The sequence below is a fragment of the Geobacter psychrophilus genome (genome assembly GCF_056821595.1).
Genome location: NZ_JBXDTU010000004.1, coordinates 658,565 through 680,333 on the forward strand (window position 1 = coordinate 658,565; position 21,769 = coordinate 680,333).

The window sequence follows — 21,769 nt, forward strand, 5'->3', positions numbered from 1 at the left end:
ACACTTTCTATATATGTGATTTCCTAATTAAAATATCAGGAGGGGCTGAGCAGATGATGCGAAGTAATCGTGGTTTTACTCTTATTGAGGTGGTGGTTGTTGCTGGTATTATTGCCATACTGGCTGGTGTTTTAGTACCGATGATTTTCAATCAAATTGACGAGTCGAAAATTACTCGGGCAACGGCTGATGTGAAAACGTTGTCTACTTCGGTGCAGCGTTTTCGTCAGGATATAGGCTTCTGGCCATCATACGATGTGCATAATGCTGTTGCTAGCACTTGGTATGATGTATTGCATACTGATGGCACTATAGTTGACTTAGATTCAAGCTTTTCATCTGCAACGCCTGGTTATTTTTCTGACCATCTTTCATCTGCCGCTCAGCAGACTGCTATATATGGACCTGGAGGTGCTTTTGAAAAAAGGTGGAAAGGCCCTTATTTAACGACATTTACTGCTGATCCTTGGGGTAATGCCTATGTTATGAGCGTCTTTCTTGATGATAAAGCGAAAAATGTTTTTATTCTCTCTGCAGGACCGAATGGCGTTTTTGAAACAAAGGCCACAGATAACAAGCCTCAAGGAGATGACATCGGTATAACACTCGGCGCTGATGCAAATAAATAGAGTCGGCAACTAAATAGTTTATCGAAAGACAACCCAAACACCAATGGGTTGTCTTTTTGTTTTAGAGGCATAATTACTCGTTTTTGATCGACGACGACATACATTAACTCATCCGCCAGGTTGCACCTTTTTCAAAATCACCATCAAACTCTTACTGATCCGCTTTAATCTACGAATTCAATTTTCGAAGAGAATTGTTTCAATAGAACACCACTTAATGCCAGAGGCAGGGCCTATGGAAAGTATAGAAGGGCCAAAAGAAGCAATAATTCTTGCCGGAGGCATGGGTGTTCGACTAAAAAGCTTAAGCGGCGACCGTCCTAAACCGATGATGCCGGTGTGCGGCAGACCATTTCTTGCCTACCTTCTCCAGAAAATGCAGACTGCCGGGATTCAACGAGTCATTCTGGCGGTAGGGTACCAGCATGAGATCATCAGTTCATATTTCGGAAACGATTTTGATGGAATGTCACTCCATTACTGTGTTGAAACGACTCCATTGGGTACCGGCGGAGCCCTGGCAAAAGCCTCCCGCCTCACCAGAGATGAAAACCTGTTGGTTATGAACGGTGATAGCTACTATGACGTTGATATCGGCGACATTTTTAAGTACCATGTCACGATGAGCGGCGATATAACTATTGCATTAAAACACCTAGAAGACTGTAGCAGGTTCGGGACTGTCACAGTGCATAATGAACGGATTGTGGCCTTCAGGGAAAAAGGGCTCTCCGGCAGCGGCTATATCAACAGCGGAGTTTATATCGTCAACCGTCAAATTGCCGAGGATTTGCCGACTGGCAGGCAGTTTTCTTTCGAAACTGATGTGCTGGAAAAAATAGTCGCGACACGCATGGCCCTGCCATACTTCAATGACGGCTATTTCATTGATATCGGCACTCCGGATGACTACCTGAGAGCCCAAAGGGAGTTACCAGGTTTGATTGGAACTGCACGGTGATTATATCGAGAACGCCGCACAGAATATCCTTTTTCGGAGGAGGAACCGATTACCCATCCTATTTCCGTGAGCATGGCGGGACTGTATTAGGAGTTTGTGTCGATAAATACAGCTATATAACCTGTCGGCACCTCCCCCCCTTTTTCGAACACACCCACCGCATTGTCTACTCAAAAATTGAAATGGTGAAAGCTATTGACGAGATCCAACACCCGTCGGTACGTGAAACGTTGCGCTTTCTGAATGTGGCTCGCGGAGTCGAAATTCACCACGATGGCGATATCCCGGCCCGGTCCGGCATGGGTTCGAGTTCCGCATTCACCGTCGGGTTGCTCAACAGCATGATGGCTCTCCAGGGGCAGATGCTCACCAGGAAAGACCTTGCACGGCAGGCCATCCATATAGAACAGAACCTGATAAAAGAAAATGTCGGCTCCCAGGATCAGACTTTTGCCGCCCATGGCGGGTTCAACCGGATAGATTTCCTGCCCAATGGTGAGACCGCCGTAACGCCGGTCATCATGAAACCGGAACGCTTGGCATGCCTTGAAAGTTCCCTGATGCTGGTCTTCGCCGGACTCTCACGTAACGCTTCGGATATAGCAGAAGAACAGATCCGAAACACACCAAAGAACCTGGACAAACTGGCAACAATGAAATCCGTGGTAGACAGAGCCTACAAAGTTCTAACCACTGAGACCTGTGATATCCGTGAATTTGCAGAACTGCTTAATGAAAACTGGCAGCTGAAACGGACTTTATCGACAGCCGTCTCGAACGAGATTATTGATGATATTTACGACCGGGCAATGCACAACGGGGCTTTGGGCGGAAAACTTCTCGGAGCCGGAGGGGGTGGATTTATGCTGTTCTTCGTCCCCGAATCAAAACGGGCCGTTCTGTCCAAGGCACTCGCTGGATACCTGCAGATCCCTTTCAAGTTTGAGTTTGAAGGGTCGAAAATAATTGTGTATGAACCTGATCACCAGTACCACCCGTAGTATTCATCTGCCCCCATGTCGCACTGTCGACCCGGCAATCAATCCAATCAAGTTTCGAAGAGAGCTGTTGTGAAAATATCGGTGGTTTTTTCATTCTTCAATGAAGAGGATGTGCTCGAAGAGCTGGTTTCACGGGTACGACACGTATTTTTGGATGATCTCAAGGAGCGCATCCATGATTTTGAGTTGATCTTCGTGAACGATCGCTCCACCGATGGCTCTCTGGCTCTTTTGCTCCGCCTGGCTCAAGACAGCGACGATATCCGGATCATCAACATGTCCCGCAACTTTGGCATCTCACCTTGTGTTTTTGCCGGGTTTGGATATACCTCAGGTGATGCAGTGATCTACATGGATGCCGACCTGCAGGACCCGCCGGAACTTATTCCGCAGATGGTTAACCTCTGGCTCGACAATCAGGATATCGATGTAATTCACACCAAACGGACGTCCCGTGCGGGTGAATCAAGAATCAAACTTCTGATCACCGCTATAGGCTATTCTATTCTTCATAAAGTCTCGAGTGTCAAGCTACAACCTGAAGTTGGTGACTTCAAGCTGCTTTCCCGCAGGGTGGTGAAGCAGCTGGTGCGCTTTCGGGAGAATAAACCGTTTACCAGGGGTCTGGTCAACTGGGTCGGGTTCAACCAGACAACGATAACGTACCACCGGGAGAAACGTTTCGCAGGGGAGACAAAGTTCCCTGTCTTCAGTTGGGGAGTAATCAGCAATTTTCTTGACTCCGCCCTGATTTCCTTCTCGGATGCCCCTCTGAAGCTATCGCTGCTGCTCGGTTTTCTAGTCTCCTTCGGTGCCTTTGGCTATCTCGTGATCATCTTTTTCATGAAATTCATGCACTGGTCAATACCCGGCTGGTCTGCGATCATGGCGACCATGCTTCTTCTGGGTGGTATCCAGCTGTTCACCCTTGGCATGCTCGGGCTGTACATCAACGCCATCTTCATCGAGGCGAAGAACCGACCTAACCATATCATCGAATCGACCTTCGGTTTTGACACCCACTCACCAACCAAGGAAACTGATCAATGACCCGCATACTGATAACCGGCGGAGCCGGATACCTGGGTTCCATCCTGGCGGAACTCCTGTTGGACCGTTCCTATGCTGTAGTGGTGCTCGACAACCTGATGTATGGGGAACAGAACCTTTTTCACCTGTGTGCCAACCCCAGCTTCGACTTCGTTTATGGTGACGCCCGTGATGAATCTCTGGTCAGAAAGTTGGCGTCGCGGTGCGACATTATTATTCCACTTGCTGCGATCGTCGGTGCTGCGGCCTGCGACCGTGATCCACTTCTGACAACATCGGTCAATCTTGATGCAATCAGAATGATTAACCGCCTGCGCAGCCCCGAACAGTTGCTTATTTATCCCACAACCAATAGCGGCTACGGCACAAAAACGGGCGATACATTCTGTACCGAAGAAACCCCGCTGGAGCCGATCTCCCTTTACGGTCGTACCAAAACCGAAGCTGAAGCGGATGTCCTTTCCTCGACCAATACCATTACCCTCCGGCTGGCAACCGTTTTCGGCATGTCGCCTCGGATGCGCATGGACCTGCTGGTAAACCACTTTGTATATGCGGCGCTGACTGACGGCTACCTTGTTATTTTCGAGAAAGATTTTAAGCGAAATTACGTCCACATACGCGATGTAGCAGACTGCTTCATTCACTGCATTGAAAATTCAGCGAAGATGACCGGGCGTACCTACAATGTGGGACTGGATGGCGCTAACCTCTCCAAGGAAGAACTTGCCCTGAAAATTAAAGAGCGGCTGCCCGGATTTTACATCCATTTTGCCGAAGTCGGGAGCGACCCGGACAAAAGAAACTATATCGTTTCGAACCAACGCCTGCGAGAGGCAGGTTTCGTTGCCCGACGTTCGCTGGATGACGGCATCCGGGAATTGCTCAAGGGATTTGCTCTGTTTGGGCGTAACCAGCGCAAGAATATTTAATTCGAATCACAATCTAATGCAGCACAGGTAAACGTGGCTATGTCTGTTGAAATATCGGAGCTGGTTGCAAAAGCTCACTGGGTTTGGCGTGAGACTCTGCGTATGCACCGGTTAGCGCCCGAGACCCGGGTCGCATCCTCTCTGTCAGCAGTGGATATTTTTACCGCGCTTTATTACGGCAGCTTGCTTGAGCATAAGGGCACTGATCCGCGTTGGGAGGGACGTGACCGGTTGATCGTCAGCAAGGGACATGGCTCGATCTGTCTTTTTCCGATCCTGGCTGATCGCGGATATTTCGACCCGTTAGAGCTGGAGCGGATTTGCCAGACAGGCTCTTTTCTCGGCGGTATCCCGGACACGTTCATTCCCGGTTACGAGACCATTAACGGCTCGTTGGGCCATGGCATCTCTGTAGCCTGCGGCATGGCGCTGGGGCTGAAGATCAAGGGATCGGCCAGCCATATTTTCGTAGTAGCCGGCGATGGTGAACTCTGTGAAGGTTCCATGTGGGAGGGGATCATGTTCGCCGCCCATCACCGCCTGGACAACTTGACCCTGATTATCGACAACAACCAACTCTGCATGCTGGACCGCTGCGAGAACGTCATGACTGTCGAGCCTTTCGAACAGCGTTTTCAGGCCTTCGGCTGGCTGACAGAGCGAACCGACGGACACAACATGGCAGCGCTGCATTCCGCTTTGTCTGTACTGAAACACCGCGGTTCCAATGGGCACCCGGCTGTGTTGATTGCCGATACGGTCAAGGGAAAGGGCATCCCTGAACTGGAAAGCGACCCCTTGTGCCACATCAGAACCCTTTCCCCTGCAGAGATCGATCAAGCCACCGGAAGAATCCCATGAGCACTCATAAAACCATGACCATGCGCGACGCCTTCATCGGTACGCTCTGTGATCGAATGGCAACAGACAGCTCAATCTTTTTCCTTACAGCTGATCTGGGCGCCCCGGCTCTGGACCGGATTCGAGCCGAGTTTCCCGACCGCTTCATTAACGTCGGCATTGCTGAGCAGAATCTGATCAACGTAGCCGCCGGACTGGCACTGGAAGGATTTACTGTCTACACCTATGCAATCGCCTCTTTCATCGCCATGCGGGCCTATGAGCAGGTCAGAGTCAACTTGGCGATTTCTTCGCAGATTCGTCCGGTCAATGTCACAATGCTCGGACTGGGGGGCGGCGTCAGCTATCAGGTATCAGGGCCGACCCATCACTGCCTGGAGGATCTTGCCATAATGAGGCTTCTGCCCAACATAGCGGTCTACTGTCCGGCAGACTGGGTGACAGCGGCGGCTTTGGTCGATCAAACTCTTGCCAGCAACGGTCCCAAATATATTCGCTTCGACGGCAAGGCGCTTCCGGCTCTTTATGCCGATCAGACAGCTGTGGATCTGAAGAAAGGCTTTTCCCCTCTAGTCGCTGGTACAGATATCTGCCTGCTCAGTACCGGTTATATGACCCACTGTGCCCTTAAGGTTGCCAGTAAACGGAGCGGCGTAGCAGTGGTCGACATTTTCACACTCAAACCGTGTGATGAACCGGCCCTGGCGACAGTTCTGGCCTCTTACAAACAGGTCATCAGCATGGAGGAGGCTTTTATCAACAACGGTGGTCTGGACAGCCTGGCTGCCAAGGTGATCCGTGAGCATAACCTGCCGTGCAGATTGCAGCCGGTCGGTGTCAATGATCGTTACGTCTTTGATTTGGGGAACCGCGATCATCTTCACGCTATCAGCAATATGGACGAATCCGCTGTGATCGCTCTGATCGACCGTGTGAGGAGCACATAAATGGCTTCTGTTGATATTGTTCTGATAAACCCCGGTGACCGTAAACAGGTTTACCAGGGGTTGGGGGGGGAACTGGCAGCCATCGAACCACCTTACTGGGTGGCAGTTCTGGCTGCCTATCTGCTTCAGGAGGGGTCGAGTGTGGCGATCATCGACGCTTGCGCCGAAAACATCTCCCCCGACGAGACGGCACTCAGGGCAGCCGCGCTACAGCCGCTGCTTTCCTGCGTTGTAGTCTACGGTTCACACCCCTCGGCCTCAACCCAGAACATGACAGTGGCCGGTGCCATCTGCCGCGCACTGAAAACACAGTGGTCTGGACGAGTAGCCCTGGGAGGCCTGCACCCATCAGCACTCCCCGAGCGGACGATGAGAGAGGAGGCAGTCGATTTTGTCATCGAAGGTGAAGGACCGGATACGCTCAAGGAACTACTCGGAGAGCTGAAGTCCACAACCCCGGTTTTTTCCAGAGTTCGAGGCCTCTGGTACTACGAAGGGGATACGCTGCATTCGACACCACGACCGCCCCTGATCAGCGACCTGAACAGTTACCTTCCGGTGGCAGCCTGGGATCTGCTGCCAATGGAACTCTACCGCGCTCACAACTGGCACTGTTTCGATGACATCGGGCAGCGCTCCCCCTATGGTGCTGTTTATACCAGCCTCGGATGCCCCTTCGACTGTGTCTTTTGCTGCATCAACGCCCCCTTCGGCAAACCGGGAATCCGCTACCGCTCCCCCGAACGGGTGGTGGAAGAGATTGTCCTGCTGGCCTCTACCTATGGAGTCAGAAATTTGAAAATTGTCGATGAGCTGTTCGTTCTCAATGAACAACACTACATGGCAATCGTGGAAGGTATTATTGAGCGCGCCTTAGACCTGAACATCTGGGCTTATGCCAGGGTAGACACCATCAAAACGGCCAATCTGGCACGCATGAAGCAGGCTGGTATCAACTGGCTGGCCCTTGGAATCGAGTCGGCCAATCCTGATGTGCGTCAAGGCGCCGATAAACGAATGCAAACCAGTGACATTAAAGAAGTGGTGCGTTCCATCCAGGAGCACGGTATCAAGATCATCGGAAACTTCATATTCGGACTGCCGGACGACACTCTGGAGACCATGGAGGAGACTCTGCAGCTAGCCATGGAGATCAACTGCGAATTCATTAATTTTTACTGCGCCATGGCCTACCCCGGTTCACGACTTTATGAAATGTCAATTCAAAACGGTTGGAAACTTCCGACAGAGTGGCGCGACTTTTCCCAGCACGGCTACTCCATGCAGCCCCTCCCGACCCGCACCCTTTCCGCCCGGGATGTGGTCCGTTTCAGGGATGATGCCTTCCACCGCTATTTTGCCAATCCGGCCTATCTGGATATGATCGAGCGGACCTTTGGCCGTTCTGTGCGAGAACACCTGTTGAAAATGAGTTCTACACGCTTGCAACGAAAACTCCTAGGAAACTGAGGCCATGACGCAATACAGGATACCATTCGGTACCATAACTATAACCGATACAGCTTGCCGTCTGATCAACGAGTCTCTGGAAAGCAGACGCATCTCTTGCGGAAAACTGGTGCGGGAATTCGAAGATCGATTTGCCGCATTACTCGGCGTCAAGGAGGCGGTTGCTGTCAGTAGCGGCACCGATGCAGATATTCTGGCTCTGGCACTGCTCCACGACTTTGGAGCAGAACGGGGTGACGAAGTGATCGTTCCCGCTCTCTCTTTCGTGGCCACCGGGAATGCCGTCGTCCATGCCGGATTTACGCCAGTCTTCGTTGATATAGAACGGACAACGCTCAATATTGATCCTGCACAGATCGAAGCAGCCGTCACCTCACGAACCAGAGCCATCATGCCGGTACACCTGATGGGAAAACCCGCCGAAATGGACACTATCAATGCCATTGCCAAAAAGCACGGCCTGGTGGTGGTGGAGGATGCTGCCGAGGCACACGGGGCACTCTATAAGGGGAGACCGGCCGGCACTCTGGCCGACCTGGCCGCCTTCAGCACCTATGTGGCCCACATTATCACCACCGGCGAAGGAGGCGTCATTACGACTAACAGCGAAGAGTTCGGTGATATCCTCCGCTCGCTTCGCTCTCACGGGCGGAACTGCACCTGCAAACACTGCACCCTCAATGCCGGTGAAACTTTCTGCGCCAAACGTTTCCGCGGCGACGGCGGCGAGGATATCCGCTTCACCTTTGATCGCATCGGCTACTCCTGCAAGATGAACGAAATGGAAGCTGCCATCGGCATCGGTGCCATGGAAATCTATGGCGAGATTCTCCGGAAACGACACGAGAACCTGACCTATGTACTAGATCGCTTCGGACGTTTTGCGCCATGGCTTTCCACTATCAGGGAGGAAAGTCACGAAAAGATCGGCCCACACGCCATCCCGATTATTATCAGCGAGGGGGCACCATTTACCCGGGCAGCACTGACCAAGCATCTGGAAACCAACGGGATCGAGACCCGCACCCTGTTCGCCTCAATGCCTACCCAATGTCCCGGTTTCGCCCATCTCGGCTATAAATCTGGCCAGTTTCCCAATGCCGAATATATCGGTCTTTACGGCATCCATGTTGGGGTGCATCAGGATGTAGGGATTAGTGAAATGGAGTATCTTCTTGAAACGCTGCACACATTTATCGAGCCATTTCAGTAACAGATTTTTTTATCGAGTAGTATCATACGATTATCATCATAGCAGCTTCCTACACATGAGTGTTCAAGCACATGTCCTACCCTAAACTGAATGGTATTTTTACCAAGAAGGTTCTCTTCACACTTGCCTTAGGGTTGCTGTTCCTGCATCTGATGGCATTTCCGCGCGCTCCGTTCGACACGACACATGACTCATCGAGCGCTGCAACATTTGAATATTATGCAGCAAAAAAAGTTCAATTCGGAACCGAGGTTTTTCAAAACATCGGACCACTCGGGTATGTGCTGTATTCTGATGACTTCATCGGGCTGCTGCATTGGGAAAAAATACTACTTAAAAACCTCAGCCGAATGGGACTCGTAATTCTGGCAGGCTGGCTGATGACCCGCCTAACATCACCGGTGACTAAAATCTGCTGGTTCGCAGGGTTTTTCATTTTTTATTCTTTCGGCGATGCATCAAATAGAGACTATCTGGATTTGCACGATAATCTGGCATACCTGACGATCTATCTTCAGGGGATATGGCTGCTACAAAATCGCGATGACCGGCTGTTCCGGGCTTTGAGCATGGCAGGCTGGTTTTTCCTTGCATTTCTCAGTTTGAATAAAAATACGTTTTTCATATTCGCATGCGGAATTGTCGTGGTAATAACCGCCCAGAATCTGTATCGCCGCAAGCCGTTTCGCGCCATCCAGGGACTAGTTGTTTTCAGTGCATCACTTGCTGTTGTCTGGATCCTTGCAAGTCAGCTTATTAAGAATTTACCGAGCTTTATCTATGGTGTTTTTGCCTTTTCCAGTGGGTATAATGAAGCGCTGGCCCTGAATACGCCACTTCCCCCTCTGGTACTCGGATTGGGCATCTTGTTGCTGTTCAGTGTCAGAATCATCGGCGGTTGGTGGTACACAAAAGCGGAATTCGGCAAAGCGGCAATTGAATCATTATTTCTTTTCATCGTATGGAAACATGGCTTTGTGCGTTCAGATGAACACATGCTTATTTTTTTCTATGCCGCGTTGCTGCTCGTTGTTCCGGTATTTTATTTCAATACTGACCGGATTATTGTTTCGCCAACGAATGATTCTTCGCCGAGAATACGGTTAAAGATCGGCAGTTGTCTGGCTGTCTATGCACTCTGTCTGATTTCGTTTCCTGCCATCATCCACAATTGCCATTACAAGCCAATCCGCCTCTGGAACCATCTGAGCCACAATGTCTCGTGGCTTGTTTCGCCATTGGCGAAAACAAAAGAAATGGAACGTCAGCTAGCTGAAGCACAATCAGCAAACATGCTTCCAGCAACAAGAGACTTAGTTGGACAGTCAACAATTGACTTCTTCGGCTTCGAGCCAGGATACCTGTTGCTTAATAAGCTTAACTACCTGCAGCGCCCCATGCCAATCACCTTTGCTGCTGTAAATACCTATTTACAGGAAGCTAACGAACATTTTTATCTCGACCCAGCTAAAGCGCCCGAGTTTGTTCTTTTGCAGTCAGGCGGTATTGATAACCGTCTTTTCATCCAGGATGACGCGTTGGCAAAGCGTGCTCTGTTAGAGAATTACCGACCAATTCTGCTTGAGAACGGACTCCTGCTTTTCCGGCAGCGGCAAAAGCCCACCAACATGCCAGCGCATTTTAATATCATCGCAGGCAAACAGACACTCAATTTCGGTCAGTCGATACCGCTGGGAGACTTGAACAAACAAGCGCTATGGCTTGAAGTCTCGATAGAGCATACGCTTGTGGGCAAGCTATTGGCATTTTTCTACAAACCTCCGCCTTGTTATATCAACCTGCAATTCGAAGGAGAACAACAGATACATTCCTACAAATTTGTCACAACAATGGGCGACTGCGGATTCATGCTGAACCCGTATCTTGAGAACAATTCTGACATACTGAATTTTTTAGATCTGCGAAAAAGCATTGAGGATATGGTGAGAGTGTCTAGTCTTTCTTTCGAATGCGATAAGCGGGACAGGGTGTTTTTCAAAGACAGAATTCAGGTGACCTTGCGATTGCTAGAGAGACAAACTCAATGACATCAGTTCATTGCGAAGCTTAACTTTTCGACCGGTTCACTTGAATGTATCGAACGACAAAAACTGACATGACAACTTGGTAAGGTCGGAGGCGAGATGAAAAACACTTGCGTATGCTTCATAATACCCCCATCACCATTTTTAAGTGACGAACGAGTCTTTATGAGTTTAGGGGTACTCAAAGTTGCGGCCGCAATTGAAGCAATATATCCGGTTGATGTTCTAGACCTTTCAGGGGTTGCAAATTTTGAAGAGGTTGTTGATGAGTACCTCTGTCTTAAACAAACTTCCGTTATTGGAATTACCGTCACGACCCCACAGCTTCCGGCAACGGTTTCAATTATCAAGAGAATTCGACAACACAGCCAGCCAGTCAGAATAATTCTAGGCGGACCTCACATAACACTCGTACATGCAGCGTTTGCCAAAGAGCAAAAGAAAGGGGTACATGGTCGAGCCACAAGAACCTTGCGGGAATTGGAAGAGTTATCCGATGTTCTTGTTGCTGGAGACGGAGAAAAATCTATTTTTCTGGCTCTTGAGTCAAATCCCCCAAAGCTGATCAATGCGGACAATCCGGACAGTCCCCTTTTTTTACGGAGCAATGAATTGAATGAGATGCCCTGGCCTGCCAGACACCTCATTGATGTTGACAGTTATCACTACTCCATAGATGGAGAACGTGCGTTGAGCATCGTCTCTCAACTGGGCTGCCCGTTCGGATGTGGTTTTTGCGGGGGGCGTTACTCTCCATCTCTTCGCCGCATGCGAAGTCGTACAAAGGAGAGTGTATTGGCTGAAATGGAACATCTTTATGTCACCTATGGGATCAAAGGCTTCATGTTTTATGATGATGAACTCAACGTCAATCACAACCTCTTTACAGGTCTTCTGACAGGAATTTGCGAGCTTCAAACTCGCCTGGGTGTAGAATTCCGCTTGCGTGGATTTGTGAAGTCCCAGCTGTTTAACGATGAACAGGCAAAATTAATGTACCAGGCGGGTTTTCGCTGGCTACTGACTGGATTTGAATCAGCATCGCCAGAGATTCTGGCAAATATGAACAAGAGGACAACAGTGGAAAAAAACACCACGTGTGTCGAAATTGCAAGATCAAACGGACTTAAGGTTAAAGCCCTTATGTCGTTAGGGCATCCGGGCGAAACTCATGCAACAGCACAAATGTCCCGGGATTGGTTGCTTGAAGTTAAACCCGATGATTTTGACATCACGTTGATTACGATCTATCCAGGCACTCCATACTATGATGACGCAGTTCCACATCCACTTTTGGATGATGTGTGGGTGTATTCCTATAATGGGGCCAATTTGTATAGCAAGGACATTGATTATCGACTGGTTTCTGACTACTATAAGGGAAATCCAGATATCGGCTATGAGTCGTTTGTATATACTGATGGCTTGCTGCCGGACGAAATTGTCAAGTTGAGAAATGATATTGACCACGAAATCAGAGAAAAACTGAAAATCCCTTACCCAACCAGCATGCCAGCCACACGCTATGAACATAGCATGGGACAAATCAATCTCCCCGGATCAATTTTAAGATTTACTCATTGATAAAGTTGCCCGACATAACACATTGTCATAGAAAAGGAATGCTACATCTATAAAACAAAATTCAATTACACGATATTATTAAAGATCGAAAAAGAGATTATCAATATTCCTATGAATGGGATTGACAGTGTTCCTTTACTGCAACCATAATACGCTATGAATCAAACGTGGATCAGATTCCTGCCGACTATTATCAGAGAAAGAATTGCAGGTCGTCACTCCTTACAGAACGTCATATGCAACACCGCGTGGCTCTTTGCCGACAACATCCTCAAGATGGTTGTCGGACTGCTGGTCGGCATTTGGGTCACCCGCTACCTCGGACCGGAACGATTCGGACTGCTCAGTTACGCGATCGCGTTAGTTACCCTTTTTTCATCAATCGCCCTGCTTGGGCTGGATGGAATTGTCGTGAGGAATCTGCTACAAAATCCCTCCCGACGGGATGAAATTCTCGGCAGCGCTTTTGTACTGAAGCTTCTTGGTGGTCTGACTTCAGCTGTTCTGGCTTTGGCGGCAATCACTGTTCTTAGGCCAGCTGACAGCCAGACACTGCTGTTGGTGGGCATCACCTCACTTGGTCTGATATTCCAAGCATTCGGAACCATTGATCTCTGGTTCCAATCACAGGTAAAATCAAAGTTTTGCGTGTACGCAAGAATAACATCTTGCCTTCTCATTTCTGCAGTAAAGATACCGCTTGTCATCTTTCATGCGCCATTGACGGCATTTGCCTGGGCCGGAACAGCAGATGTTTTACTAGGGTCGATAGGTCTGATACTAGCTTATCGTTACAGCTCTCTCCACATCAAGGAGTGGCGAACAACTGTTCCAATGGCAACTGAACTGTTTCGGGAAAGCTGGCCTCTCATGCTCACCGATATCGTCATTTTTGCCTATATGCGCATAGACAAAATAATTATCGGTGAAATAGCCGGCGACAGAGAACTCGGTATATATGCCATTGCAGCCATGCTTGCCGAAGCTTTTTATTTTATCCCCATGGCGGTCGCCACATCCATTTTCCCGGCAGTTGTGGAGGCCAGAGAGCTGGGTGATGTTTTTTTTCATGACCGCCTGCAAAAATATTATAATCTTATGGCGCTCCTCGCGTATGCCGTGGCTATACCGGTGACTTTACTTGCAGGGTGGTTGGTCCCGTTCATATATGGCGAACCATTCGCCAAAGCCGGACCAATGTTGATCGGCTTGGTCTGGGCCGGGCTGTTCTATAACCTGACTATTGTCAGAGGGCAATATTTGACCGCGATGAACTGGACCCGACTTCACTTCGTCATGGATTTTCTGGGATGTGCTGCCAACATCTCCCTGAATCTTGTTCTGATTCCACGTTTTGGCGGTATGGGTGCGGTAATTGCATCTGTCGTTTCCTATTGGCTTGCCGCACATGGCCTCTGTTTTCTGTACAGACCTCTTTTCCGGACAGGTATTATGATGACCAGAGCTATTTTCTACCCGAAGATATGGTAATCGAGACAACTGCAATTCAAATCACCGCAAGATTTATTAGATGAATTCTATCGAGCGGGTTCCGGAGCGGACCAAGAAAATCATGCATCTGATCCAAAAATCGATTCTCATGTTATTGGCTTTTGCCAGAAAACATCTACTGCCGGTGTTTTTCCCTCCCCCCACCCCACTTCTGGAATATGCACCCGATGGTTGGGACACTTTTCTTGGCGAGGATGCAGCCCAAGGATGGAACAACTCAGCCGCGGCAACCGAGGAGAGTGATAAATGGGCAGCGTTTTGTGCCGCCGTCCATGGCACCGGGCCCCTTGGTTTTTGCCATGAATATACCGATCTGACGGTCACCCACAATCTTTCATTTCACAATGTCCATATTACCTTTGGATACGTTCTTGCTCTAGCGGCCAATCAGAAGACAACCACATCTGTTCTGGATTATGGCGGCGGACTTGGCCATTACTACCATATAGGCAAAGCACTGCTTCCTGATCTGGATCTCAGCTACCATTGCTGGGAAGTCCCAAGGATGGCAGAAGCAGGTAAACAGCTGACCCCCGAAGTTCATTGGCATACCGACAACACATGTCTGAAAAATGCCTACGACCTTGTCATAATCAGTGGCTCACTCCAGTATGTGGAGCATTGGCAGGAATTCTTGCGTGAGATATCGAGAGCGGTCGCCATTGGCACGTATCTTTATCTGACCAGAGTGCCGGTCATCGAAGAGTCGGAATCGTTTGTCGCTGTGCAAAAGGCTTTCAACACCCGATTGTTGCACATACAATTCAACAAAAACGAATTGCTACAGGTTGTTGAGCAGGCAGGGTTTCAAACTATCCGGGAGTTTGTCATTGGAGACCGTCCTTTCATAAAAAATGCCCCGGAACAGTGTGAATTACGTGGCTGGCTCTTTCGAAAAACAACCTGATTTTTCACGGAATCAAGCTTGCAGAGTATTCAAATCCGGCTTTGGAGCCCCTGTCCACATGAAGAATTGCAAAGTAATAGCCACCTGTTTCATTGGGAGAAAAAGAGTCATAAATAACACCATGATTGTCGGTTATCCACCTCTGATGGCTATCCACTCGCAGAATTTTCCTACAGAGGAAGCAGTTCTTGATTTACTCAAACTTAACATAGAACAGGAACGAAATGTCGATCCGGGGGTCCCATGCGACACAATCATCGTCAATAGCGATACCGGATGGCAAAAAGGTAACGACTACCTCGATTCGATCAACAACACCGCAACACTCACGGGTATCTTCAGGGTACTGCACCGGCCGAACATCGGAGTATCTTTAGGGGCATACAATGATGCATATCAGAAATATAAGGACGAATATGAGTTCTGGATTTTCACAGAGGACGATATTCTGATTAACACCTTCAACTATTTCAGATTGGCAATCGATTATTTTACTTTGAAAAACGATACCGGATTTGTTGCGTTCATTGGATTGTCAATGGAAGGATGCAGCGGAGAAACAGGAGAGCACCTGAGACATGCCCATAATGCAGCCGGAATTACGCATGTCCGAATATTAAACGAGTTGAACATCAAGCACGGAAAGCTGCCATATCCTAGTAAAACTGAGGAACAAACTTATCAGGACGTTATTCTTCAGGGAGAAGTCGCATTTACAAATGAAATCCAAGAACTTGGCTATGCGTTAAGAACAATGGAATCCGATGTTCCTCTTTACTGGTTTGCTTACGATTATATGAGAGGCATCAGAGTCGCGGCGAAACCCTCTTTCCTCAACTTGACAACATGGAGAATAAGGAGACTTTATTCCGCGTTGCGCTCAAAACTGCTCCTCACTTAGACTTATTGCCTTAATTATGTTTAAGTCCAGTCGCAAAATGTAGAGAAGCGAATGGCATTACAGACTTTGGATGCTGCCCCTGTGTAGTTTGTATGACTAACAGCAGGTTATCGTTGCATAACCAGCACTGCGATTTAAATATAATAAAATGGTGCTTTATTGAAAGGTCCTATCTATGCTTGCTGACAAACTTCATACGAGAAATTTTTCTCTCGTTTGTTTTGGAAACGAGGAAAACTACGGCCTCCTTTTTGTTGGTGGCGAGCTTTTACTCTTCGGGCAGGAAATCCGCTTCTTCGATGCTCAGATGGCGGATATCGCTGATGCAATTGTCGCCTGGCAGCCGGACTTCCTGTTTTTTTCCCCTTTGACCAGCTATTTTCCCCTGGCCATAAATCTAACCAGAGAGATAAAAGCACGACTGCCGGATGTTATTGCCGTTTTTGGCGGACACCATGCCAGTTCAGCACCTGATATTGTTGACCTGCCAGAAATTGACGTTGTTGTTGTCGGGCCGGTACGAGGCTCTATTGATAAAATACTGGCCGGTGAAAAAGGGCTGATCAGGACAAAACTTACCACCCCTGATGATTTACCCATGCCGGCACGAAAAGAGTATTACCGCGACATCCCCAGACTGGCATCCCGTTACCGAAAATTCATGCTTTCCATGCTTGGCTGCCCATGGAACTGCTCCTACTGCAGCTCGTCCACCGGGCATCTGCATGACATCTATGGGCGAGAAGCTCATAAGCACTACTATCTTTCCAGGCGCCCGATTCCAGTTCTTATTGAAGAAGCAAAGGAAATTTTAAGGCTTGGCAAGACTGAAGAAATTGAATGGGTGGATGATGATATTTTCTGCGGGACTGACATTGAAACGTGGCTGCCGGAGTTTGTAGATGCGTGGCAAAAGGAAATTGGCGTACCGATGTATGTTTCATCTACGTCCGCCCTGACATTGAAAGCTTCTGATCAGGCCCTGAAAACCCTGAAAAAAGTCGTTAACTGCATCGGCATCGGTGTCCAGGCAATCCGGCCGGAGTCATTGAAAATTCTGAACAGACCCTGGGACAGCGAAGAAAACATGAAGAGGGCTTATGACCGCCTGGTTTCTTTTGGCTATGCGGTAAACCTTCAGGCTATTGTCGGCCTGCCTGTACCCGATCCGGTCGAAGACGCCCTGGAAACGGTTAAGGGGTTGCAACGGATTGGTCCGGGAAGTATCTGTTCCGTCTACCCGCTACAGGTTTATCCGGGAACAAAAATGGAAAAATACTGCACTGACAACAACTGGCATTTGAATGATACTGCGTTAGGTGACACCAACACCGGTATTCCGGCCATAGCATTTCCTCCTGCTGTGACACAAAGACTTAGAAATATCTGTAAGCTTGCAACTTTTTTTGTTAAATATAATATTGACGAACGATGGATGCGGGCATTACTCGATATCGATTTATCTGATAGCACCTCTCAAGCGATCTCCATGGAACGTTATTATGAATGTGTGGTTGACAGACTGGGCGAAACAGGGAAAGAGATATTTAGTGATATTCAACGCGGCATGAAGTTGGTACATTAACCGGCCATACAGCACTCAATATACATTCAAGAAATGAGATCAACGTGAAAAATGATGCCAGAGATATGTCATTAATGGACATGGGTACCGATAATATAGTTCTGTTTCATCCGCACATTTCCGAATCTGCTATCGAGATGGTTCTTCAGACTATGCACACACGCTGGATTGGTCAAGGGCCGAAGGTAGACGAGTTCGAAAACCACTTCGGCGCGCGGTTCGGAAACGGCAGAGCAGCTGTTGCTGTCGGTTCCGGGACTGATGCCTTGCACTTATCCTATATCCTTGCGGGAATCCAGCCCGGTGATGAAGTAATCACACCAGTTTTTACCTGTGCGGCGACCAATATTCCGCTTTTGTATGAAAGAGCCGAGATAAAATTTGCCGATGTCCAGCCGGGGACATTAAACATGGATCCCGGACACGTCAAACAATTAATCACCGACAAAACCAAGGCAATAATCTGTGTGCATTACGGCGGTCTGCCGTGCGATCTGGACGAACTGGCCGGAATTGCTGCTGAAAGAGGTATACCGATTATTGAGGACGCGGCCCACGCCTTAGGTGGGACATATCGCGGCAAAACAATAGGAACAATTTCAGAATTCACCATGTTCTCTTTTCAGGCCATCAAACAGATGACCACTGGAGACGGAGGGATGCTGCTTCTGAGTGATGCCGGCCTGCTGGAGAAGGCGCGCCGTGTTCGATGGTTCGGCATTGACCGTACCGCCAAGCAGATGGGGAACTGGGACAACGACATCACTGAAATCGGCTATAAATACCAGATGACTGATATTGCCGCCGCCATGGGACTTGCAGCATTGGCTGAGTTCGACCAGGTATTGGCGTTACGTCAAAGTCTATTCAAAAGGTATTGTGAAAACCTGCGCGGGGTTTCGGGAATACAGATTGTCGGAGATGGATTCACTGATCGAGAGCATGCTGCCTGGATATTTACCATCCTTGTTGAAAATAGGCGAGAGTTGCAGACAAAACTTCGCTCGAAGGGTATTGAATCAAATCAGGTCCATTACCGCAACGACCGTTACACCGTCTTTGGGGGCAGACGCAATAACCTTCCGAATATGGACTTTGTCGAGGACAAATATCTTGTTTTGCCGCTGCATACAAAAATCAATTTTGATCATGTCGATAAAATATGCGACGTTATCCGATCCGGCTGGTAGGGTCACAGAATTCACTCCAATATAATCCGAAGGATTCCGATTGAGTTCACAGCCATTTTTTACCATCGGTGTACCCACCTACAACCGTCATGGACTGTTGCGGAAAACCCTCGAATCTATCCTCGCCCAGAGTTTCACTGATTTTGAAGTGATTGTCGGCAATGACTATACTTCTGAGGTCCTGACCGGCGAAACGCTCGGAATAACGGACCCGCGCATTTCTTTTATTAACCATCCGGTCAACCTGAGGGAAGTTGGCAACATGAACTCCTTACTGGCGGCCGCACGTGGACGCTATTTCACCTGGCTGTTCGACGATGACCTCCATGAGCCCGACTTTCTGCTTGCAGCTCACACAACGCTTCATGAGACAGACTTTCCTCCTGCCCTCTATACTTCTTACCGGGTTATTGATGATGCCGACGTAACTCTCGATCCAAAGCCGGCCACCGGCAAAGTAACAATCCTGAATGGCGCCGAATTTCTTGATGCCTATTTCACGGGACAACTTAAATTGATCTCCACCTGCGGGATGTTCGATACGGCTGTTCTTACCAGTAGCGTAGGGGGAGTCGAAGAGTTGTGTGACTCTGCCATCGGGCTTTATTGCGAATACCTCTTTCTGGTGAGGTGCGGGGCATTTGATAGAATTGTATATCGGGACATTCCTTTAGTAGTATTCCGGGCACATTCCGATTCCTGGGGAGAAACCAACACGGATCTGGAAAAATACCTTGAGGCCGGGGTAAATCTTCTTCACCGGTGCGGGGATACGTTGCGGCGCATTGCACAATGCAACAACATTGCTGCAATCCTCATCGGACTCTGCAAAATACATCTGGTCTCTTTCGCGGCTAAATTAGTATTGCATGAGATCGGTGCAGGGAATAAGGGGATCAGCGCCAGATATCGCGCCATACAACGAATTAGCAGAGAAGCTGCATCCAGCCGCAAAATTTGTATCATTGAATCAGGGGCCTGGAATTTTCAATGTACCATGGCATTTCTGAAAATCCAGATACACTGCTACCGGTTTATTTTAGGTAAATTCAGAGTACAACCATAAACTATGTCAGACACTATCAACATCCTGCTGGCTACCTACAATGGCGGAAAATACCTGCGTGAGCAGCTGGACTCTATTATCGGGCAGAACTATTGCGACTGGCGTTTGCTCATCAGGGATGATTGTTCCCGTGATGAGACTCCCGCCATCATCAACGAATACCGCTCAAAATTCCCGGACAAAATCACCCTGCTGGACAATAGTGAGCAGAACGTCGGGGTAGTCAGAAACTTTTCACTGTTGCTCGACCATGCCACTGCTGACTACATCATGTTTTGCGACCAGGACGATATCTGGCTGCCGCACAAGATTGCCGTAACTTTTGCTAAAATGCGTGAACGGGAAAAGAGCGGCAGCTGTGAGGTGCCTCTTCTGGTCTTCACGGATCTGGCTGTTGTCGATGAGGACGGCAGCACCATGCGCGCCGACTCGGTCTGGGAATATCAGCAGCTGGACCCCGCTAATGTCAGCAATCTGAACAGACTTCTGCTCCAGAATATCCCTACCGGCTGTACTGTCATGATAAATAGAGCGCTTCGCGAGAAGGCCTCTCCAATTCCGGCAGACGCTGCCATGCACGATTGGTGGCTTAGCCTTGTCGCCGCCGTATTCGGCAAAAACGTGTATCTGCCGGAGACGACGGTACTCTATCGCCAACACGGCTTGAATGTCTGCGGCGTAGAGCGGTGGAGTCTGTATAAGGATTTCATAAACTTCCTCTCGCCGGCATTCAGGAAAGAACTTTTACTCAGTCGTGAAAAAAAATTGACCACCTACAGAAAACAGGCGTGGGTATTTTTGCAGAGGTACTCGGCAGAACTGCCGACGGAGGTGCGTACGATGATTCATACCTTCGCTATGCTGGATAGTTACAGCAAGATACGACAGAAATATTATATCCTGAAATATCGCTTTTTTTACAGTAACGGATTCGTCACTGCCGCAATGGTACTGTTCAGATGGTAATCTCCATCGTCACACCTTCATACAATCAGGGTTCATTTTTGGCGCAGACCATTGAGAGCGTCATCAGTCAAGAAGGTTTGTTCTCCATCGATTATATCATCATGGATGGAAACTCAACAGATGATTCCGTTGCCGTAATTCAGCGTTATCAGAAACTTCTTGAGTCAGACGAGTGGCCGGTAAAATGCCATGGGATCACGCTTCGCTGGTGCAGCCAACAGGACAACGGGCAGGCAGATGCCATCAAGAAAGGTTTTCTGCAGGCGCGGGGATCAGTAATGGCCTGGCTCAACTCGGATGACTGCTATCTTCCGGGAGTGTTGCAGGCCGTAAGCGACTTCTTTCACACTAATCGGCACGTTTCACTGGTCTACGGAGACGCCAGCTACTGTGATGCCAATGGAGAGCATTTAGGTCGATATCCAGCTGATGCCTTCGATTTCAAACGACTGGCCTACTTCAATTTCATTCCCCAGCCATCGACATTTTTTCGCAAAGATGTCTATGATTTTGTCGGCGGACTGGATGATTCACTGCATTTCGCAATGGACTATGACCTGAGCATCAGGATCTGCAAACAGTTTGGCTGCCTATATCTGCCACGTTTACTCTCCTGTTACCGTTTGCATGATGCCACCAAAACCGAGCGGAATGATGGTCTCCAGGACAATCACGAAGAGGGGCTTCGGGTTGCCATGAAGCATTTTTCCTGGGCGCCGTTCAATATGGTGTACGGCTGCTGTCGGCAACAGCTCTCTGCCACTCTGTCACATTCACGCATTCTGCTTATTGCCACTTCATTGTTCTATGCTCTCCTGCGTTCGATCTGGCTGAATCGAGGTATTGACAGCCGGGACTTCCAGCTTTTGAACCGGGATAATTTTCGTAAACTCTTCAAAGAGCGGCGAGAGATTCTGCTTGGTTGAACTGTACTCATCCCAAGGAACGT

19 protein-coding genes are annotated in these 21,769 nt (G+C 48.8%); all 19 read left to right on the forward strand.

The genetic code is table 11. The annotated features are described in order from the left end of the window. Positions 1–53: 53 nt before the first annotated feature. Entirely contained in the window at positions 54–629 is a 576-nt protein-coding gene (locus tag ACOCF6_RS05300) for a type II secretion system protein GspG (protein WP_482459350.1), read from the forward strand. Between the two features lie 235 nt (positions 630–864). Then, entirely contained in the window at positions 865–1,590 is a 726-nt protein-coding gene (locus ACOCF6_RS05305) for a nucleotidyltransferase family protein (protein WP_482459351.1), read from the forward strand. Positions 1,591–1,772: 182 nt separating this feature from the next. Further along, positions 1,773–2,591, forward strand: a complete 819-nt coding sequence (locus tag ACOCF6_RS05310; RefSeq protein WP_482459352.1) for a GHMP family kinase ATP-binding protein — start codon at positions 1,773–1,775, stop codon at positions 2,589–2,591. A gap of 69 nt (positions 2,592–2,660) precedes the next feature. Further along, the gene (locus tag ACOCF6_RS05315; RefSeq protein WP_482459353.1) at positions 2,661–3,641 is read left to right on the forward strand and encodes a glycosyltransferase family 2 protein; all 981 of its coding nucleotides are present in this window, start codon (positions 2,661–2,663) and stop codon (positions 3,639–3,641) included. Then, positions 3,638–4,573: an NAD-dependent epimerase/dehydratase family protein gene (locus tag ACOCF6_RS05320; protein ID WP_482459354.1), complete on the forward strand. Its 936-nt coding sequence runs from the start codon at positions 3,638–3,640 to the stop codon at positions 4,571–4,573. The genes ACOCF6_RS05315 and ACOCF6_RS05320 overlap by 4 nt, the downstream gene beginning before the upstream one ends. Positions 4,574–4,612: 39 nt before the next feature. Then, positions 4,613–5,434, forward strand: a complete 822-nt coding sequence (locus ACOCF6_RS05325; protein ID WP_482459355.1) for a transketolase — start codon at positions 4,613–4,615, stop codon at positions 5,432–5,434. Further along, positions 5,431–6,381, forward strand: a complete 951-nt coding sequence (locus ACOCF6_RS05330) for a transketolase family protein (protein WP_482459356.1) — start codon at positions 5,431–5,433, stop codon at positions 6,379–6,381. Before ACOCF6_RS05325 ends, ACOCF6_RS05330 begins: the two co-directional genes overlap by 4 nt. After that, positions 6,382–7,851, forward strand: coding sequence for a B12-binding domain-containing radical SAM protein (locus ACOCF6_RS05335; protein WP_482459357.1), 1,470 nt, complete (start codon positions 6,382–6,384; stop codon positions 7,849–7,851). Positions 7,852–7,855: 4 nt separating this feature from the next. After that, positions 7,856–9,064: a DegT/DnrJ/EryC1/StrS family aminotransferase gene (locus ACOCF6_RS05340; protein ID WP_482459358.1), complete on the forward strand. Its 1,209-nt coding sequence runs from the start codon at positions 7,856–7,858 to the stop codon at positions 9,062–9,064. A 71-nt stretch (positions 9,065–9,135) separates the two neighbouring features. Beyond that, a complete protein-coding gene (locus tag ACOCF6_RS05345) occupies positions 9,136–11,112 on the forward strand; it encodes a hypothetical protein (RefSeq protein ID WP_482459359.1) in 1,977 nt (658 codons plus the stop codon). 96 nt (positions 11,113–11,208) lie between these two features. After that, positions 11,209–12,693: a B12-binding domain-containing radical SAM protein gene (locus tag ACOCF6_RS05350; RefSeq protein ID WP_482459360.1), complete on the forward strand. Its 1,485-nt coding sequence runs from the start codon at positions 11,209–11,211 to the stop codon at positions 12,691–12,693. 156 nt (positions 12,694–12,849) lie between these two features. Continuing rightward, entirely contained in the window at positions 12,850–14,184 is a 1,335-nt protein-coding gene (locus tag ACOCF6_RS05355) for a flippase (protein WP_482459361.1), read from the forward strand. A gap of 40 nt (positions 14,185–14,224) precedes the next feature. Further along, positions 14,225–15,112, forward strand: a complete 888-nt coding sequence (locus ACOCF6_RS05360) for a methyltransferase, TIGR04325 family (protein ID WP_482459362.1) — start codon at positions 14,225–14,227, stop codon at positions 15,110–15,112. 58 nt (positions 15,113–15,170) lie between these two features. Beyond that, a complete protein-coding gene (locus tag ACOCF6_RS05365; RefSeq protein ID WP_482459363.1) occupies positions 15,171–16,013 on the forward strand; it encodes a hypothetical protein in 843 nt (280 codons plus the stop codon). A gap of 175 nt (positions 16,014–16,188) precedes the next feature. Then, positions 16,189–17,598 (forward strand): B12-binding domain-containing radical SAM protein, encoded by a 1,410-nt coding sequence (locus ACOCF6_RS05370; RefSeq protein WP_482459364.1) that lies wholly within the window; start codon positions 16,189–16,191, stop codon positions 17,596–17,598. A gap of 44 nt (positions 17,599–17,642) precedes the next feature. Next, positions 17,643–18,788, forward strand: coding sequence for a DegT/DnrJ/EryC1/StrS family aminotransferase (locus tag ACOCF6_RS05375; protein ID WP_482459365.1), 1,146 nt, complete (start codon positions 17,643–17,645; stop codon positions 18,786–18,788). Between the two features lie 40 nt (positions 18,789–18,828). Further along, positions 18,829–19,854: a glycosyltransferase family 2 protein gene (locus ACOCF6_RS05380; RefSeq protein ID WP_482459366.1), complete on the forward strand. Its 1,026-nt coding sequence runs from the start codon at positions 18,829–18,831 to the stop codon at positions 19,852–19,854. 3 nt (positions 19,855–19,857) lie between these two features. Continuing rightward, complete coding sequence (locus ACOCF6_RS05385) at positions 19,858–20,820, forward strand: glycosyltransferase family 2 protein (protein WP_482459367.1); 963 nt, start codon at positions 19,858–19,860, stop codon at positions 20,818–20,820. After that, positions 20,814–21,746: a glycosyltransferase family 2 protein gene (locus ACOCF6_RS05390; protein ID WP_482459368.1), complete on the forward strand. Its 933-nt coding sequence runs from the start codon at positions 20,814–20,816 to the stop codon at positions 21,744–21,746. Before ACOCF6_RS05385 ends, ACOCF6_RS05390 begins: the two co-directional genes overlap by 7 nt. Positions 21,747–21,769 lie beyond the last annotated feature (23 nt).

Excerpts from the sequence above, each read along its gene's own strand:
- ACOCF6_RS05390 (WP_482459368.1), top strand. The coding sequence starts at position 20,814 with ATGGTAATCTCCATCGTCACACCTTCATACAATCAGGGTTCATTTTTG.
- ACOCF6_RS05355 (WP_482459361.1), top strand. The coding sequence starts at position 12,850 with ATGAATCAAACGTGGATCAGATTCCTGCCGACTATTATCAGAGAAAGA.
- ACOCF6_RS05310 (WP_482459352.1), top strand. The coding sequence starts at position 1,773 with ATGGTGAAAGCTATTGACGAGATCCAACACCCGTCGGTACGTGAAACG.
- ACOCF6_RS05340 (WP_482459358.1), top strand. The coding sequence starts at position 7,856 with ATGACGCAATACAGGATACCATTCGGTACCATAACTATAACCGATACA.
- ACOCF6_RS05345 (WP_482459359.1), top strand. The coding sequence starts at position 9,136 with ATGTCCTACCCTAAACTGAATGGTATTTTTACCAAGAAGGTTCTCTTC.
- ACOCF6_RS05370 (WP_482459364.1), top strand. The coding sequence starts at position 16,189 with ATGCTTGCTGACAAACTTCATACGAGAAATTTTTCTCTCGTTTGTTTT.
- ACOCF6_RS05350 (WP_482459360.1), top strand. The coding sequence starts at position 11,209 with ATGAAAAACACTTGCGTATGCTTCATAATACCCCCATCACCATTTTTA.
- ACOCF6_RS05335 (WP_482459357.1), top strand. The coding sequence starts at position 6,382 with ATGGCTTCTGTTGATATTGTTCTGATAAACCCCGGTGACCGTAAACAG.
- ACOCF6_RS05365 (WP_482459363.1), top strand. The coding sequence starts at position 15,171 with ATGAAGAATTGCAAAGTAATAGCCACCTGTTTCATTGGGAGAAAAAGA.
- ACOCF6_RS05360 (WP_482459362.1), top strand. The coding sequence starts at position 14,225 with ATGAATTCTATCGAGCGGGTTCCGGAGCGGACCAAGAAAATCATGCAT.
- ACOCF6_RS05300 (WP_482459350.1), top strand. The coding sequence starts at position 54 with ATGATGCGAAGTAATCGTGGTTTTACTCTTATTGAGGTGGTGGTTGTT.
- ACOCF6_RS05330 (WP_482459356.1), top strand. The coding sequence starts at position 5,431 with ATGAGCACTCATAAAACCATGACCATGCGCGACGCCTTCATCGGTACG.
- ACOCF6_RS05305 (WP_482459351.1), top strand. The coding sequence starts at position 865 with ATGGAAAGTATAGAAGGGCCAAAAGAAGCAATAATTCTTGCCGGAGGC.
- ACOCF6_RS05320 (WP_482459354.1), top strand. The coding sequence starts at position 3,638 with ATGACCCGCATACTGATAACCGGCGGAGCCGGATACCTGGGTTCCATC.
- ACOCF6_RS05385 (WP_482459367.1), top strand. The coding sequence starts at position 19,858 with ATGTCAGACACTATCAACATCCTGCTGGCTACCTACAATGGCGGAAAA.
- ACOCF6_RS05325 (WP_482459355.1), top strand. The coding sequence starts at position 4,613 with ATGTCTGTTGAAATATCGGAGCTGGTTGCAAAAGCTCACTGGGTTTGG.